The 16,044-nt window shown below is 52.1% G+C and carries 25 protein-coding genes; 2 read left to right on the top strand and 23 right to left on the bottom strand.

The window, feature by feature from the left end:
* Nucleotides 1-36: 36 nt before the first annotated feature.
* From ACI512_RS04005 to ACI512_RS03990, 4 genes are read right to left on the bottom strand one after another with little or no spacing between them, the layout of a single operon-like run.
* Nucleotides 37-687, bottom strand: coding sequence for a DUF799 domain-containing protein (locus ACI512_RS04005; RefSeq protein WP_012721604.1), 651 nt, complete (start codon nt 685-687; stop codon nt 37-39).
* Nucleotides 684-1,046 (bottom strand): DUF4810 domain-containing protein, encoded by a 363-nt coding sequence (locus ACI512_RS04000; RefSeq protein WP_012721603.1) that lies wholly within the window; start codon nt 1,044-1,046, stop codon nt 684-686. Before ACI512_RS04000 ends, ACI512_RS04005 begins: the two co-directional genes overlap by 4 nt.
* Nucleotides 1,047-1,075: 29 nt before the next feature.
* Entirely contained in the window at nt 1,076-1,756 is a 681-nt protein-coding gene (locus tag ACI512_RS03995) for a CsgG/HfaB family protein (RefSeq protein WP_236381626.1), read from the bottom strand.
* A gap of 40 nt (nt 1,757-1,796) precedes the next feature.
* Nucleotides 1,797-2,378, bottom strand: a complete 582-nt coding sequence (locus tag ACI512_RS03990; protein ID WP_236381628.1) for a hypothetical protein — start codon at nt 2,376-2,378, stop codon at nt 1,797-1,799.
* Nucleotides 2,379-2,649: 271 nt separating this feature from the next.
* Between ACI512_RS03990 and ACI512_RS03985 the strand changes: the two genes are divergently transcribed.
* On the top strand, nt 2,650-3,261 hold the full coding sequence (locus tag ACI512_RS03985; protein WP_231809088.1) for a hypothetical protein: 612 nt from the start codon (nt 2,650-2,652) through the stop codon (nt 3,259-3,261).
* Between the two features lie 16 nt (nt 3,262-3,277).
* On the top strand, nt 3,278-3,865 hold the full coding sequence (locus ACI512_RS03980; RefSeq protein ID WP_236381636.1) for a hypothetical protein: 588 nt from the start codon (nt 3,278-3,280) through the stop codon (nt 3,863-3,865).
* Between the two features lie 245 nt (nt 3,866-4,110).
* Here the strand turns inward: ACI512_RS03980 and ACI512_RS03975 are convergent, their stop codons facing one another.
* From ACI512_RS03975 to ACI512_RS03885, 19 genes are all read right to left on the bottom strand, one after another.
* Nucleotides 4,111-4,401, bottom strand: a complete 291-nt coding sequence (locus ACI512_RS03975; protein ID WP_236381638.1) for an RDD family protein — start codon at nt 4,399-4,401, stop codon at nt 4,111-4,113.
* Between the two features lie 7 nt (nt 4,402-4,408).
* Nucleotides 4,409-4,882, bottom strand: coding sequence for an RDD family protein (locus ACI512_RS03970; RefSeq protein ID WP_236381641.1), 474 nt, complete (start codon nt 4,880-4,882; stop codon nt 4,409-4,411).
* A gap of 32 nt (nt 4,883-4,914) precedes the next feature.
* The gene (locus tag ACI512_RS03965; RefSeq protein ID WP_236381642.1) at nt 4,915-5,331 is read right to left on the bottom strand and encodes a hypothetical protein; all 417 of its coding nucleotides are present in this window, start codon (nt 5,329-5,331) and stop codon (nt 4,915-4,917) included.
* Complete coding sequence (lepB, locus tag ACI512_RS03960; RefSeq protein ID WP_064054205.1) at nt 5,328-6,116, bottom strand: signal peptidase I; 789 nt, start codon at nt 6,114-6,116, stop codon at nt 5,328-5,330. The genes ACI512_RS03965 and lepB overlap by 4 nt, the downstream gene beginning before the upstream one ends.
* 39 nt (nt 6,117-6,155) lie before the next feature.
* Entirely contained in the window at nt 6,156-6,596 is a 441-nt protein-coding gene (locus ACI512_RS03955; RefSeq protein WP_224265920.1) for an SMI1/KNR4 family protein, read from the bottom strand.
* Nucleotides 6,597-6,697: 101 nt separating this feature from the next.
* Nucleotides 6,698-7,516 (bottom strand): hypothetical protein, encoded by an 819-nt coding sequence (locus ACI512_RS03950; RefSeq protein ID WP_236381644.1) that lies wholly within the window; start codon nt 7,514-7,516, stop codon nt 6,698-6,700.
* 213 nt (nt 7,517-7,729) lie between these two features.
* Entirely contained in the window at nt 7,730-8,128 is a 399-nt protein-coding gene (locus ACI512_RS03945; protein ID WP_236381645.1) for a hypothetical protein, read from the bottom strand.
* A gap of 2 nt (nt 8,129-8,130) precedes the next feature.
* Entirely contained in the window at nt 8,131-8,880 is a 750-nt protein-coding gene (locus ACI512_RS03940; RefSeq protein ID WP_236381646.1) for a hypothetical protein, read from the bottom strand.
* A 129-nt stretch (nt 8,881-9,009) separates the two neighbouring features.
* Nucleotides 9,010-9,660, bottom strand: coding sequence for a transposase (locus tag ACI512_RS03935; protein ID WP_405121625.1), 651 nt, complete (start codon nt 9,658-9,660; stop codon nt 9,010-9,012).
* 210 nt (nt 9,661-9,870) lie between these two features.
* Nucleotides 9,871-10,341 (bottom strand): DUF4265 domain-containing protein, encoded by a 471-nt coding sequence (locus ACI512_RS03930; protein ID WP_231807929.1) that lies wholly within the window; start codon nt 10,339-10,341, stop codon nt 9,871-9,873.
* Between the two features lie 130 nt (nt 10,342-10,471).
* On the bottom strand, nt 10,472-11,146 hold the full coding sequence (locus tag ACI512_RS03925) for a hypothetical protein (protein WP_329617147.1): 675 nt from the start codon (nt 11,144-11,146) through the stop codon (nt 10,472-10,474).
* A 500-nt stretch (nt 11,147-11,646) separates the two neighbouring features.
* Complete coding sequence (locus ACI512_RS03920) at nt 11,647-11,907, bottom strand: hypothetical protein (protein ID WP_405121623.1); 261 nt, start codon at nt 11,905-11,907, stop codon at nt 11,647-11,649.
* Nucleotides 11,904-12,077 (bottom strand): hypothetical protein, encoded by a 174-nt coding sequence (locus tag ACI512_RS03915; protein ID WP_405121622.1) that lies wholly within the window; start codon nt 12,075-12,077, stop codon nt 11,904-11,906. The genes ACI512_RS03920 and ACI512_RS03915 overlap by 4 nt, the downstream gene beginning before the upstream one ends.
* Before the next feature lie 136 nt (nt 12,078-12,213).
* Complete coding sequence (locus ACI512_RS03910; RefSeq protein ID WP_231810325.1) at nt 12,214-12,903, bottom strand: transposase; 690 nt, start codon at nt 12,901-12,903, stop codon at nt 12,214-12,216.
* A gap of 490 nt (nt 12,904-13,393) precedes the next feature.
* Nucleotides 13,394-14,062: a hypothetical protein gene (locus ACI512_RS03905; RefSeq protein WP_405121621.1), complete on the bottom strand. Its 669-nt coding sequence runs from the start codon at nt 14,060-14,062 to the stop codon at nt 13,394-13,396.
* Complete coding sequence (locus ACI512_RS03900; RefSeq protein WP_405121620.1) at nt 14,062-14,295, bottom strand: hypothetical protein; 234 nt, start codon at nt 14,293-14,295, stop codon at nt 14,062-14,064. Before ACI512_RS03900 ends, ACI512_RS03905 begins: the two co-directional genes overlap by 1 nt.
* 50 nt (nt 14,296-14,345) lie before the next feature.
* The gene (locus ACI512_RS03895; protein ID WP_405121619.1) at nt 14,346-15,035 is read right to left on the bottom strand and encodes a transposase; all 690 of its coding nucleotides are present in this window, start codon (nt 15,033-15,035) and stop codon (nt 14,346-14,348) included.
* Nucleotides 15,036-15,270: 235 nt separating this feature from the next.
* The gene (locus ACI512_RS03890) at nt 15,271-15,525 is read right to left on the bottom strand and encodes a hypothetical protein (protein WP_231808977.1); all 255 of its coding nucleotides are present in this window, start codon (nt 15,523-15,525) and stop codon (nt 15,271-15,273) included.
* A gap of 56 nt (nt 15,526-15,581) precedes the next feature.
* Nucleotides 15,582-16,040, bottom strand: a complete 459-nt coding sequence (locus tag ACI512_RS03885; protein ID WP_064054208.1) for an SMI1/KNR4 family protein — start codon at nt 16,038-16,040, stop codon at nt 15,582-15,584.
* Between the last annotated feature and the right edge of the window lie 4 nt (nt 16,041-16,044).

The following is a 16,044-nucleotide window of genomic DNA, read 5'->3' as shown; positions in this document are numbered from 1 at the left end:
CCACAGTCCAACTGTGGTGCTCTCAGAATCCGGATATCAGTCCGTGCCGTACTTAGGATTACGCGGGCCGTACAGGATCCCCGCACGCTGCCCCGGCGACAGCAGGCGCGCACTGGTGATACCGGCGATCGGGTGCGCCGCATCGGTGGAGCTGTTGATCACTTGCTTGACCGCCGCGGTGATCAGCATGCCGACGAGGCCACCGCCGTTGTTGTTGCCTTCCTCGCTGGACGCATGCGCCGAGCCGGTCCACAGGGTGGTGCCGGTGCGCAGGTCGACCAGTTTGGCCGAGGCCGTCACGGAGGTGTCGCTGGAGATCAGCATGTACTTGGTGCCGTAATTGGTAACGGTGATGTACAACGCCGAATCCGCGCCAAAGATGTCATGCAGCTTGGCCGGTGGCACCGCCTGGATATCGTTGGCAGTGGTCAGGCCGTTCTGGCGGAAGGTTTCGTCCACCAGGGCAATCGGCAACACGTAGTAGCCGGCTTCCGCCAGCGGGTAGGTCACTTGCGAGACCATGCTGTAGGAGGCCTGCACTTCCGGCGACTCATTGATCGGCGGCAGTACCAGGATCGACTTCGGTCGCGCCTGTTTGTATGCCGTGTAGTCAATGGTCTTGGGGGCTGCGCAACCGCCGAGCAGGGCCAGGGCCAGCAAGGCGCCAGTGAGTTTCAACAGGCTCATTTAGTGGCGACTCCGGTCTTGGCGTTTTTCAGCAGAAAATCCATGTAGGCGGCGGACTCAGGGAACAGTGCCTTCTCGGTGCGGAACTCCTGCACCATCTGGTCATCCTTGCCCATGCTCAGGTAGAGCATGCCCAGGTGCGCGTGGTAGCCCGGCGGGGCCTTGCGGCCGCTGGCGTTGATCTTCTGCAGATCCCGCTCCAGCGCCTCGACCTGCGCTTCCTTGGGCTCGCCCTTGAAGTACTCGTAAACCTGCGGCTGGTAGCTTTCCCATTGATACAGGGGTTGGGGCGCCGTCTGGCACCCGGCGACCGTTGCGACTGCTGTCAGCATCAGCGCCAACTTAACTGCCTTGCTCATCCGTGTACTGCTCCTTGAGGTGTTGCTGATCAGTTGCGCGGGTTCCAGGCGCCGGCGTTGATGCCGTCGACGAGGCGGTTGATGGCTTCACGCATGGCCAGGTCGAGGACCTTGCCATTGAGGGTGGAGTCATAGCTGGCGGTGCCGCCGAAACCGACCACTTCACGGTTGGACAGCGCGTACTCACCGGCGCCCTGGGTGGAATACACCACTTCGGAGGTGCTGATGTTGACGATATTCAGCGCGATTTTGGCGTAGGCCACCTGGGTCTTGCCACGGCCAAGGATGCCGAACAGCTGGCGGTCACCGGTCTCTTTGCGGCCGAACTCGGTCACATCGCCGGTCACCACATAGTCAGCGCCTTTGAGCTTCTGCACGGTGCCTTTGATCGCGGCTTCCTGGGAGATTTCGCCCATGTTGTCGCGGTCCAGCACGCTGAAGCGGTTGGTCTGCTGCAAGTGGGTGATCAAGATGGTCTTGGCCTGGCCACCGAGGCGGTCAACGCCGTCGGAGAAGATGCCGCGCATGTAGCTGGAGCGGTTATCGAACTTGCCCACGGCGATTGGCACGCGCACGCCGGAATAGGCGACGTGGGCACTGGCGACTTGTTCCACCGGCATGGCGCGGTTGCTCTCCGTGGCGCAACCGGCCACGGTCAGCAGCGCTGCGGCGGTGAGGCCGGACAGCAGGATTTTGGACAGTGTGTTCACAGGGTACTCCTGGGTGATAAATCGATTAAAGCGGATGAAACTAACGGGATGGAATGTTACGGAGATCGGTGGCGATGAAGCTGCTCAAATTACCGGTATAAAACCCCTCGACATTTGAGTTGCCGCTACGGGTCAAAATACCGCCAACGGTCTTCCAGTGTTGCCATTGTCCCGGCCCCATACTCGGCATGAGGCGTTCGCGCGTTTGCGCAAAATGCAGGACTTCGGTATCGCCTTTCTTGACCTTGACCTCATAGCTGAAATCAACCGAGACCAAGTACTTGTTGTCTTCGATGATCGTGCTGACGAGCGCGCCGTGCGTATCCTGGATGAGCCGTTTGTAGACGACTTTCACATCGAGCAGGTAATCGGCGGAAGCCTTGCTGGTGGCGTATCGCTTGGCTTTAAGCAGGCGGTTAATCAGGTCAATGCCCAATTGTTCGCGGACTTTATCGTCCGACATGAAGCGATCGTTCTGCCCCTCCACCTCAACATCGAAGTTGTCGAGCCAGTAAGTAGCAGTCTTCGCAATTGTGACCGGCGCCGGCGAGATGTAGTAATCCGGCTTGGAGGCACAGCCCGCCAGTAGGCAGGCCGCGATAAGTACGGCAAACACACGCATGTCTGAGTTCGTCCCTGAAAAGTATCGTGCTTTAAACAATCGCGGCATTTTACGGAGTTGAAAGGCGTTCTCAAGTTGTTTTGACGCCCGAACTGCGCCGTTTTACTGGCGCTTACGCCCAAGTCCGCGGCGAAATGCCCTAAGGCATTGCCAGCAAAACAAAAACAATGATGGCTATTAGCCTGCACCAATCAAATAAAAAATGCATTCTCAAGTTATGCCCGTGAAGGACGAGACAGTGGCTTGGTTCGTTCATTTATAGGGATATTGCGTGTTGAAAATCCTCTTCCGGGCGGCGGCGCTCGTCGCCGCGTTATCCATGACCGGCTGTGTGTCGTACACCGTCACTGGCCCCATCGGCGCCCCGCTCCATCCGGCCTCCAGCAGTAGCTCGCGCAGTGCGCAAGTCGCCGATGTGACGGTGAATGCCGCCGACGTCAACGAGGCCAACAAGACGGCCATCAGCCGCTCGCTGACGGCCCAGATCAACCAATACGTGCGCACGGCGGGTTATTTCAACCAGGTCACCGAGTATCCGGTACGCCTCGGTGAGCACGACGTCACGCTCAAATTCAACATGACCTCCCTCAAAGGCCATCGCGCGCCACACCCTGCGTATGTGCCGGGCGCGCTGCTGACGCTGACGATCTGGATCTGGGTCAACGGCCCGATCTACGTGGACAGCTTTGACGTAGCGGGCGACCTGGTCATCGTCGACCGCAACGGCCAGGAACTGGCTTCGGCGAAAGAGTCGATCAAGTTCGAACACAACGTCGGGCTTTACAGCGGCCAGTATTGGGCGCCCTCGATGGGCGGCCAGCAGCTGACCAAACTGGTCGCGCAATTGCTCGACACCGCTACCGCCAAACTGGCGAAACCGTAAATTTAAGGAGCAATACATGAAAGGATTGATTAAACACTGCCTGGTCCTCGCGGCGGTCCTGCTGACCGGTTGCGTTTCTTACTCGCAGCACGAGCTGCCGGCAGTGCAAACCTGGCCGCCGACCGCTAACGCACCGGCTCAAAAACCGACGGCGTACGTGCGCACCACGGCGCAAAACCACGTCAACGGTGGCCCAGGCAACGCGGCAGTGGGTGCCCCGGTGGTGCTGTGGGAAAAGGCTGTGGCCGACACCTTCCAACAGTCCAACCGCTTTTCGCGAGTAAGCACCGACAAGGTTGACTCGGACCTCTATGTGGATGCCACCCTGCACAACGATGAAGAATACAGCCCGGTGTCAGCGTTCATTACCGGCTTCACGTTCTGCATCATCCCCACCACTGCGAAGAACATTTTTACCCTCGAAACGGTGTTCAAAGACAAGGACGGCAAGGAGTTGGGCCGGGTCAAAAAGAGTGAGTCGGTGCGCACATGGGTGCATCTGGTGCTGATCGTAGGCCTGCCTTTCCAGACCGACACACGGGAAGTGGTCGAGGCGTTGACGCGCAGTACGCTGGATGAGGCGGTGCAGCGCAAGTTACTGTAAAGGCCTGTACGTCGACGGTTATCCATCTGACGCACGTCAATCAAAAATGTGGGAGCGGCGGTTCAACGCCGCCCACATTAGTTACAGCCAGACCGCCCTGCTCACGTGTTGATCACAATCGTCTTGGCCAACATATCGCCCAATCGACGGCGCAACCCGAACAGCACAAAAAGGCCGTTCAGCATACTGAACAACAGCTTCGGAACATTACGCAAAAACGATTGAAACAGCGTGCAGTTCGTTGGTTAGGGGTAACCCACCACCGCCGTCCGGCACACCCGCTTACCCAGGCTCTGGCCTTTGGGCAAGGCATCGCAAAACAGAAAGTACCCGAAGGCTAAAAACATCAGCACATAGCGGATGCCATCAAAAAACAGCGGGCCCACCACCGAGCGCAAAGACAGATACGCGTAGTCCAGGTTGCGGATCAAAAACAGCAGGAAAAACACCACGGCCATATCGATGACATAGCCGAGCAGCCGCCTGAACGGGCTGGCAAGGTCCCAGGTTTCTGCCGCCGATACTGAATCGTTCATAACGTGCTTATCCCCTGCCTTTGTCGTAAATATCCGCCAGGCTGCGAACGCTCGTCAGATTACCGGTCTGGATCACGATGGTCTTGGCGAACATGTCGCCCAAGCGCGTCCTGGATTCCATAAAGATCCACACCCAATCGATGACCACCAGCGCACCGGAGTTACGCGTAAACGACTGGGAAACGCTGCAACCCTTGAGGGTCTTGCGGTCAACCGTGGCAATGCTCAGCAGGCGCTTGCCCAGGCTCTGGCCGTAGGGGAGCGCATCGGCCAGCAGGAAGTAGGCAAAGCCCGCAAAAAACGCGCAGAGGAAACCGGCCTTGGGCGTCGCCGCAGGGACATAGGCAGACAACGCCTCTGCACTATATTTGACGATGAAAAAGATCAGCACCGCGATGGCGCAGTCAATGATGCGTGCGGCCAGGCGACGGCCGATGCTGGCCAGGATTGTGGGGCGCTTAGGGGGGCTATTGGCGTCCATACAGGGTTACTCCAACTTCAACGTGATTGCGTCTATTCCGGGTGGGTGCAATTGCGCTCCCAGCCTTTTTCAATCGTGCTGCCGTACTTTTCACAGGACGCCCTTTCCAACAGAGCGTCTAGGGAATTGCGCCCAGGCTCAACCCACAGCAGGCCGAGCAAGTAGGCCGCCGTGGCCGCGAGCACCAGCATCGCGGCCATCCGAGTCAGCATGAATCGAAGCGTTGCTGCGGTTGTGCGCGATCGCTCAAACACGAACGCGAACAACAGCCCAATGCCGCACCACAGGAAGCCTGCGACTGCCACGCCCAACGGAGTCGAACCAGGATAGAGGTAGGCCCAGGCCAGCATGGATACCGTGGCGCTGGCGAACATCACCAACAGGCACAGCCACTGGGCAACCCGACACCCAATGCTGAAAAAGCGCGCCAAGCGCGTTTGAGCATTCACGGGAACGTCATACCGATGCGTGCCCGCTCTTCGGAAAACCAGATGCCTGTGACCTTACCGACCACCTCTTCAACGGCCACCTGTCCCATAAAGCGGCTGTCATTGCTGTTATTGCGGTTGTCACCCAGCAGGTAGACGTGCCCTGGCTCGACCTTGAGCGGAGCCAACTCCATCGACGCCGGCCCATTCACACGGTCTGCCGGCGCATGAAACAGGCCGAGGTTTTCACCGTTGCGGATCAGTTCGCCGTTGACGATGGCCAACGTATCGCCCCCGACACCCGCCACGCGCTTGATCGCCTCAGTGCCGTTCCAACGGTACACCACGATATCGCCGACCTTCGGCGCACCGGCCTTGAGGTCGGCCACAATGTAGTCGCCCACGGACACCGTCGGCGCCATCGAACCGGTCGGAATGTAGTAGTTCTTGAACCCCATCAGCGGCCCCCGCAGGACCTCCAACAGAATGAACGTGATCACGATCAACACGCCGACGTATAGCGCGTGGAACCGTTTGCGCGGCACGCCCGCCGGGCCCGTGTAACGACGGGCCAACACTGCCGATACGATCGCCGAGCTGAGCTTGACCGCGATAATCCAGCCGAACAACACGTACAGCCCGATGGGCGAGGCGCTCAGACCGAACACGCCGAGCAGCACCACACCGCCGTACAACAGCGCAGCAACCGAAATGGCCCACTTGATACGGCCCACGTAGACAAGCCCCCAACCGGCCACCAGGCAGGACATCAGGAAAGCTTGCAGGGATAGTTTTACAGGTTTCATTGATCATCCTTAATAATGCAAGTGCGCGCGTTGCGCCTATTACTGTGCGGCGCGCCAATCCACGTAACCCTTGACCGCCTCTAACTGGCTCAACATGAAGCTCGAAAAGTCCTCGAACAAAACTGTTGCCCCATCCAGTTCAGGATCAATTTCTACGATTGACCAATCGTTCTCTGCGTCGAATGCATAAAGCACACCGCTCCCACTGCTGGCAAACACATACATATGACGGTAGGCATCGACCTCGCATTTGGCGATGGCGGCGTACTTCACTGGGCCGTCCTCGATGTAAAGCGCGCTGTCCAAGTCACCGAAGCCGAACTGCTCAAGAAACTCAAGATAGTCATCCGGCACACTGTCGCGGTGCGAAAATTCGACGCCACTCAGTATTAAATCCCGGTCACTTATGCAGCTTCCATAATCCCCTTCGTACTGCTCAGCAGAGGTGATGTGTTTTATAAGTTCGCGAATATTCAACATGTACTCCATCGATACCACGCATAACCCTAATTGCCCTGCGCAGAGAGAAATAGGGGTCAGACCACCATTAATTTAACCGCGATCTGAACCCGATTTCCTTTTTAATAACCCCCAGCATCCAAATCCGCAATGGACAACCAGTAGGCGACAACCGCGTCAAACGCCTTATCGTCGGCGCGCTCCTGCAACGCAACCAGTGCCTGCCGCGCATCGGCAATTGACCAGCCAGTGGAGTTCAAGGTCAGCCATGCGCAGTCAAGGCGTCCCGCCTGCATAAAATCCTCGAACAACGGCTTTTTCTCGCGCTCAGGATCAAACCAAGCGGGCAGTTCCACGCCTTTCGGCACCGGCATGTGCTTATCGACAACCTCAAAATAGCAGCTACTTTTCCACCAATCAGTGGTTGGGTCTGACGGATTCGGAAAGCTTCCGGTGTAAGGGGTTGCGCCGTCAGAAATACTCTCCAGTGGCGTCAACGTCTTGAACGTTTCGACGTTGGCGAGGCCTTTGGGGTCATCACCACTTTTCAACGACTGCGCATCCAATGCGTCCAGGCAATCAAGGCCCACAGCCCTGGCGAACCGCTCAAGTTCGGGCGTTACCCCCTCCTCAAGACTCATCGACATCATCGCGAGCACGCCCATCAGTTGCGCAGGCGTGCGGGCGATCTCTACGGTCATTAGGTCGCTGCCAACGTACATTTTTATGAAGGTGGGTTCACGATCAACAAACCAGTGCTTCCAGTACCCGATATAAGTAGGCCAAGACCCGTCACTCCATATCGGGATCAATGCAGGTGGAAACACATACCACTCGGCAGGAGCTTGCAGTGTGCAAATGGGCGTGTCGATGCTTCCATCGGCGCATGCCACCACCGCGTCGGGTAACCCCAGCGCTTCTAATGCTGTTTTAACGTTCATGCCTTCACCGTTTTGGCGCCAGAGGCGTCGACCACTCGGGGACCTTCATTCTGTGTAATGACGAAATAGGACCAAAGAAGAAATTGGAGGTCGAATTCGCAGCTCATGGATCAGTTGATAAGCCTCGCGCGAAGGTACGGGTACCTGATGGCGAGGGTCACAGACCACCAATATACGTTTCAGCAGTAATCGTGGTCTGACCCCTATTTTCTCCTATTTCATACTCGACCTTGTGTACCTGTCACAGACTTCGGAGTAGTTAATCGTCACCGCATTAACGTCATCTACAACACAATTCCATTTCTTGCCAAACTCGTACGCCAACCATAAATACATCTCCATCGAGCCTTTCGAATGACCCAACTGCATTTCGATAATTGTCTTAGGAGGGGCACCCAACAAATTTTCCCAATCGAGCATATCTTGCGAATCATAAAAATTCATGAATTTTTCGGAGTTGAGTAATGAAATATACAAAGTGGCGTCATCCCAATTCAATATTCCACGATTACGTTTTCCGATACTAACGACTCCGCCTATAGAGTGGATAAAATCAGCAAACGCATCTTCATCAATTGCCACATCCGATATAATTGAAGCTGAATCGCTCACGATTACAACCCTCCTTTTTTGGCACCATACTCGAACAGTTCGTCGACACTATTAATTACTTTAACCCCTATCTTTTCGTAAGCTTTGATCTGCTGCGGCTTAACCACGTTCGGAGCAAAAAGTATGACCTCCTTACGATCAGGGTTGAGCATAGTGTTATTTTGTAACTTCTGTAACTGTTCGATTTTTCCAGGCTTCGGACTGCTGGCAATTTCAATGATAAAGCGAGGTGTTTCAGCATCAATCTCGCCAATGCCAACAGGCTTCCCATCAACAAAACCAGACCTGAATTTGCTTTGATAATCCAAAAGCATCCCTTTTTCGCTCAATGCCCTTCCAACTTGCCCCTCTAATACCTCTCCCATCACATTTGATTTAAGTGCCCAGTCAATTTCATTATCAAATCTTCCTGGAACAACCGTAAGAGGGCTCCCGGCCAGCCCGGCTTCTCTATCAACTGTGCCAGCCCAATTTTTGCCCACACTCAGCTCACCGGACTTAGCTGAAGCCTTTGTAGCTGCTCCCAGTTCTGCTGCGCCCTCAGCCCCCTTGGCTAGCCCTCCTAGGTTGCCTACCGCACCTGCTCTGCCCGCAGGAATCATCGCCAACGCAAACTCAGCAGAACTCTTTGCCGCCAACCTGGCCCTGGCGACTTCATCGCCTTGGAGCAGATACAGGAAACCCTGCGCTTCGTCGTGGATATCAGCCTCTGGTCCACGCCCAGATACTAAAGCGACTAACCCATTGGCCATTCGCGAGCTGACACCGGGGAAGTCGGTAACAAGGCCCGTGCCAAGCGCCCAGACCCCACGAGCCGTATTCGCTGCCCCCTCACCCAATCCCTAAGGAAATAGGGGTCAGACCACTATTCTTCTATTCTTTTAGCTCACACTTCTTGGGCGTCCTGACACCCCCTGCGAAACTCGTTTACCTAATGCCTGCTCAATCTCGGCCGCAAACTTTTGATCGCCCAAAACGTAATTACCGTTTGTAGAAAATCGAATTTGCTCTATCAACTCAGGTGAAAGCCGATCCTTGAATAAAGACCGGTAGGATTCGGCTCGTTGCACGGTGCTGCTACCTAACTCTCTATAGACCGCATGTGGGCTTAAAAAGTTTGATGGCTCGCCCTGTGCATTTGCCCTGTAGCTGGTCCAGCGATAGTCGCCCGGATGAGCAACCATGCCCGCTCTAACCGGATTCATTTCGATATATCGATGGCAAGCTAAAACATAGTTGTCTTTTTGAACCAGACAGGAGCGGAAACGTCCTTCCCACAACGTGCCCGTTCGTTGATAGTTTCGATTGATGTATTGAACGTAACGCTGCCCCAGCCCTTTCATAAGTAGACCAGCCCCTGCGAAGCAGGTGGGAGTCAACAACAAGTGAACGTGATTTGTCATCAAGCACATTGCGTGAATTTTACAGCCATACAATTCAGCAAGCAGGTCTAACTTATCAACGTAAAAAATATAGTCTTCGTCTGAATAAAAACACGCAGACCGGTTGTTTCCCCGCTGAATAATGTGCAACGGGACATCCGGCAGTATAACTCTAGGACGGCGAGCCATATAAACCCCCAAATGAATAAGAGCTTACAGCTTAGCCGCCCATCACCAGGCCAACAAAATCGAATAATTACAAAAAATAAATCATATTTTAAAAGAGCAATTCCGCTGAACTCTAAAACGCGCAAAACCGTGGTCTGACCCCTATTTTTCTATTTTTACTATTTTTTAATTTCAACGCCGCCCAGTTTCGTATTTAAGCAAGCCTTGCTCCTCACGCGCCTGTAAATAATTAGCCATACGCTGCGCTTCGACTCCATCAGAAAGGCTAAGTGCAAGTAGGTTTTCTGAAGACCATTCCATTAATGGGTCCATTGTCTCAATCTCTAGCATCAATGCTTCGCGTGTAGTCTTATCGTGGGCACTAAACCACACTCTAAAAGTGGTTTGCCCAGCATGCTGAATAACTCGCTGGACTACAAAGTCAACATCCGTTTCCACTTCGTCGCCTAAAGCGATGTCTTGAGCAAAAAATGGAATACAGCAAAGGATGAATCTGTGGGCGGCTGTTTTTTGACCCCATAATTGCTCCCACTCGTTATTTCCATCCTTGGTCCCAAGGTGAGCGACAAATATGAAATTGGCACGATCACGCCAAACAGGCGCTTGATGAACAGCTTCATATTCTCCGGGCTGATACTTCATATATATTCTCTACTCATTTTTACCCAGGGAAATAGGGGTCAAGGGAAATAGGGGTCAGACCACCAATATACATTGGTGCACTAATCGTGGTCTGACCCCTATTTCCTTTCTATTTCCCTTTTGCACCTGTTCAACCCTTCAATGCTGGCAAAGACAGCACTTCATCGTACTGTGGCCAATCTTCCCTTGCGCGCTTGAGCACACCTTGCATCAACTCGTCCAACTCAGGCACTGGTTGCTCGGGCGGCAATTGGTCAAAGGGCGCGGCCAGCAGCGGATGATCAATCTTCTGCGGATTGGCTAAGCCTTCCCACTGGCGCAGGCGCAGGATATAGAGAATTTCCACCGGCACGCGCTCCAAGTGCCAGTCCTGATTGAAGTCGTAGGAATTCTTCAGGCTCTCTTTGCCGGTTTGCCAAGTGTGGCGGTCACACGCGGCCAACAGACAGGGCATCAGGTCGTCGGGGCTGGGAGTGCGCCACTTGGCAAACAAGGCTTCGTAGATGGGTTCGTCGTAAGCATAAGCAGGCCATTGATGCGAGACATCGCCCACCCAATCGGCAAACACACGCAGCATAAAGGCTTGGGCGCGGCGGTGTTGCTCTTCGTACTCAATCACTAATTGATGCCCACGGTTGAGAGCCGCATGGGTGAGATAGCCCTGATGGATGACGGCATCCTTCCATCCTAGGATCGCCATGGCGGCCATCATATTGGTGGCGGTTTGGATGCTGTAGTTTTGGCGGCGTCGATCATTGCCTGCCGCTTTGGCAATAATGTCGAACTGACCCGCCCAGAAGAACAACTGCCAAATTCCTACTTGGTAATAGCGCAGCCAATGGGCCAATTCCAGAAGCCATTGCGGGTTATCTGGTGCGGTTGCCAATACCTTGTGGGCTCGTGTGACGGCCATCCATTCGGAGCTACTACGCGTAACGTTGTCACTATTCGGTACAGGCATTGATGGCTTCGCAAATGCATCGCCGCGCTCAACATATTCACGGATGCCATTCAACTCGTATTCATCTGAGACGTGTGGCCCCTTGGCTATGCGCCCCAGCACACTTTTGAAGGAGGGCCATTTCGGGTTTACGCCCGAGCGCTCGCACTGAATTACTTCTTGGTCCATGGTTCCACCTTAAATTCTGCTACACCTGTTTTACTGGGGGCGGGAACACCGACTTTGACTGTTACACCTTGGAAAAATAGGGGTCAGACCACCAATATACATTAGGGCACTAATCGTGGTCTGCCTCCTATATTCCCCTATTTCACAGGAGGACAATATCGGACTAACCCTATTGCCTACCTCCCTTCTAAAAGTGCTGAAACAACCCTTATACAGAACAGTTTCATTTCAAACTCATCTATAAGATGCTCTCCGCTACCAGGCCGATAAAGCGAAAGCTTTTCCTGCAGCTCATCAAACAGATTTTCAAATTTACCAAAGCCTTCATTTTCTTCAATTTCATCCAGAAGGGTTTCCGCGTCTTTTGCCCATTGAACCGAAATATTAGAACCGCTCACAAATCTATCAAGATGCTCAATCAAATTATTTATCGTCATTTTTTCTTTACCGGATTAACAACCGTAATAATACGATCCCCATCCACAGCAATTTGAGCTTTAGGATATTTAGAGCTCATGAGCGTAACTGAGGTACCACGATCATCTATTTTTATTTTTCTAATTTTATCTGCGGCATCAATAAAATCCTCCACTTCCAGAATGGTCATCGGTTCTCTGCCTTTAGGCGGATTTACCATACGATCCGCAGCATGATAGTTGATTTGCTTACCACCGGGTGTCTTAGCTGTACCAAGCTGGAAATAGAGCTGGAAATAGGGGTCAGACCACTATTCTTCTATTCTTTTAGCTCACACTTCTTGGGCGTCCTGACACCCCCTGCGAGACTCGTTTACCTAATGCCTGCTCAATCTCGGCCGCAAACTTCTGATCGCCCAAAACGTAATTACCGTTTGTAGAAAATCGAATTTGCTCTATCAACTCAGGTGAAAGCCGATCCTTGAATAAAGACCGGTAGGATTCGGCTCGTTGCACGGTGCTGCTACCTAACTCTCTATAGACCGCATGTGGGCTTAAAAAGCTTGATGGCTCGCCCTGTGCATTTGCCCTGTAGCTGGTCCAGCGATAGTCGCCCGGATGAGCAACCATGCCCGCTCTAACCGGATTCATTTCGATATATCGATAGCAAGCTAAAACATAGTTGTCTTTTTGAACCAGACAGGAGCGGAAACGTCCTTCCCACAACGTGCCCGTTCGTTGATAGGTTCGATTGATGTATTGAACGTAGCGCTGCCCCAGCCCTTTCATAAGTAGACCAGCACCTGCGAAGCAGGTGGGAGTCAACAACAAGTGAACGTGATTTGTCATCAAGCACATTGCGTGAATTTCACAGCCATACAATTCAGCAAGCATGTCTAATTTATCAACGTAAAAAATATAGTCTTCGTCTGAATAAAAACACGCAGACCGGTTGTTTCCCCGCTGAATAATGTGCAACGGGATATCCGGCAGTATAACTCTAGGACGGCGAGCCATATAAACCCCCAAATGAATAAGAGCTAACAGCTTAGCCGCCCATCACCAGGCCAACAAAATCGAATAATTACAAAAAATAAATCATATTTTAAAAGAGCAATTTTGCTGAACTCTAAAAAGCGCAAAACCGTGGTCTGACCCCTATTTTTCTCCTCGACAAATCCTTTAGGCCAAGAGTTTGCAAGTCTCTCGCACTCAATGGACCTGTACGACTTCCACCGCTCCTCAAACCTATTCCTAAAGATTGAGCTCGCTGCAAAAGGTCTGGGCTTGCCAGCGCAATATCAAAGTCACTTACCCTGCCAACGTCAAATTCTTGCCCGGTTTTAAAACTCTTACCTGTTACGGCACTTCCTTGAAGAATTGGCTCTACATTCCCATAGCCAGCGCGTGCCAAACCATCTCGTGTATCTGTGCTAAAACGTGAAAAGTCATCTGCGCTTGAAAAACCTTTTGGAATTACAGCCCCTTTTGCACCTAGCCCCTCGCATCACCCAACCAAAAGTTTTTTTAATCGCTCTCCAGCAGTAGTTATCTCACTGGTGGACAGCGGTGTATAGCTAACAACAATCAGCACACCTCCGGCCAGTTCCGACGCCTCCTCAACGTGCCCCTTGAGACAGCTAATAATCTGTTGAGGACTTTTCCCAAATGCGCGAATGCACAATGCCTCATCAAAATAATTAACCGCATTTATACGAAAAACACCATCTCTCCCGTTAACATCTTTTTTTGTAGCATCGCATGCAGCTACTACTTCCGGCCAGTCGCGTCTAGTAACCGACCAATCATGCAGCGCAGCTCTATAGGCACCAAAAGCATGTACGTACGCAGGGAAAATCCTTTTCAACAAGTCGGAATAATCAACTTTAGCATTCGAAAACTCAACGAATAGAGAGTCATCAAATTGAGCATCATCTTCTAGATATTTCTCACTTCTAAGAGCATATGCAATTCGGCCTTTTATTCCCTTTGGAAGAAACTTATCTAAAGAAACAGCAACAACAAGCTCGCCTTCAATATCGGGAACTTCTACAGCACCGTCCAAGTCCCAGGGTTTGCCTAAGCCGGACAACTTTTCCAGAAAATTTTGGTGCCGCTTTTCAATAGGCTCTGAAAATTTTGGCCTGTGACGAAATTCAAGCTTATGCGTAGTCATCAGGGTGCAACCCTCACAGTAATGTTTCTGATATTTTGCTCAATCAAAATATTAGTTGCTCTATCAGCCGCTTTTTGACTTGGAAATTCAAAAACGGCTTTGATACCAGGGTTTTGTTTCAACGCATTCGATACTCGCTGAACACTTTGAATCTGCTTATCAAACGATGTCAGTGCTGTTTTTCGGTCAATTAGGGTAATACCATCGACATCCTCAACGCCATCAAACTTCACGAAATTGTTACCGTGGGAAATAGGGGTCAGACCACTATTCTTCTATTCTTTTAGCTCACACTTTTTGGGCGCCCTGACACACCCTGCGAAACTCGTTTACCTAATGCCTGCTCAATCTCGGCCGCAAACTTCTGATCGCCCAAAACGTAATTACCGTTTGTAGAAAATCGAATTTGCTCTATCAACTCAGGTGAAAGCCGATCCTTGAATAAAGACCGGTAGGATTTGGCTCGTTGCATGGTGCTGCTACCTAACTCTCTATAGACCGCATGTGGGCTTAAAAAGCTTGATGCCTCACCCTGTGCATTTGCCCTGTAACTGGTCCAGCGATAGTCGCCCGGATGAGCAACCATGCCCGCTCTAACCGGATTCATTTCGATATATCGATAGCAAGCTAAAACATAGTTGTCTTTTTGAACCAGACAGGAGCGGAAACGTCCCTCCCACAACGTGCCCGTTCGTTGATAGGTTCGATTGATGTGTTGAACGTAGCGCTGCCCCAGCCCTTTCATAAGTAGACCAGCCCCTGCGAAGCAGGTGGGAGTTAACAACAAGTGAACGTGATTTGTCATCAAGCACACTGCGTGAATTTTACAGCCATACAATTCAGCAAGCAGGTCTAATTTATCAACGTAAAAAATATAGTCTTCGTCTGAATAAAAACACGCAGACCGGTTGTTTCCCCGCTGAATAATGTGCAGCGGGATATCCGGCAGTGTAACCCTAGGACGGCGAGCCATATAAACCCCTAAATGAATAAGAGCTTACAGCTTAGCCGCCCATCACTAGGCCAAAAAAATCGAATAATTACAAAAAATAAATCATATTTTAAAAGAGCAATTCTGCTGAACTCTAAAAAGCGCAAAACCGTGGTCTGACCCCTATCTTTCCGTTTTCTGTTTTTTCTTTTTTTCAGTCACACTAGCTAGTTAGCTGCTAAGTAAGTGCCATTCAAATCTGTCCCTTTTATCATCATCAAGGAAAATTGGTATCCACAAAGTCTCTAGCAAAATCTTCTGCGTTTATTTTTACACCAGCTCGCGCAAATTTTTCCGAATTCACGCGCCACACTTCTTTTATTTTCTCCACCAGGGATTCCGGAAAATCCATCTGAGACGCGACGACATCACTCCAACTGCCTTGCACCCCGTACAGCTCGTGCAACTTGGGCTCCAGCGCACTTAACGCCGCACACTGCTCGTCTGTCAGCTCATCAATAGCCGAAAGCACGTAGCATTCCAGTAGCCGGAGAAAAGGCTTCCCCTCATATCGATTCATAACGGCTCTCAAATAAAATCCGGGTGAACTTGCAACTGCTGCAGAAACTTATCGAAGCTATCGGCAAGTTGGGTGCGTTCTGAGCCTTCATGTGAATAATACCAAACAGAACCGGATGGCGAATCCAGCGAAATATAAAACTGGCTGCCACCTCCGTCGCGCCCAATGGGCAACATGAATGGCCCCAACACTTGAGCCCAGTCATCAAGAGCCTTATCCAGGCTGTCGATACCTGCGTCTCCTAGTGAATAAAACCAATCAACGCTGACGCTAGCATCTGGTGATGCGTTCAAAAAGAAACTTCCGGCTTCAGGATGCCCACCGTTGGCACTTCGAATGAATTGAAGGTAGGTTTCTGGAAGCCTACGGCCCAGCCGAGCCTCAAGGGCGCGCACGCTTGAGTCATCACCACTGAAACCCACGCTGGGGCGTCCCCCGACATTGATGTTCAACTCAGCAATATTCATTCTT

The sequence above is a fragment of the Pseudomonas petroselini genome (assembly GCF_045037875.1).
Lineage (GTDB): Bacteria > Pseudomonadota > Gammaproteobacteria > Pseudomonadales > Pseudomonadaceae > Aquipseudomonas > Aquipseudomonas petroselini.
This window is presented reverse-complemented; position numbering and strand designations above follow the sequence as displayed.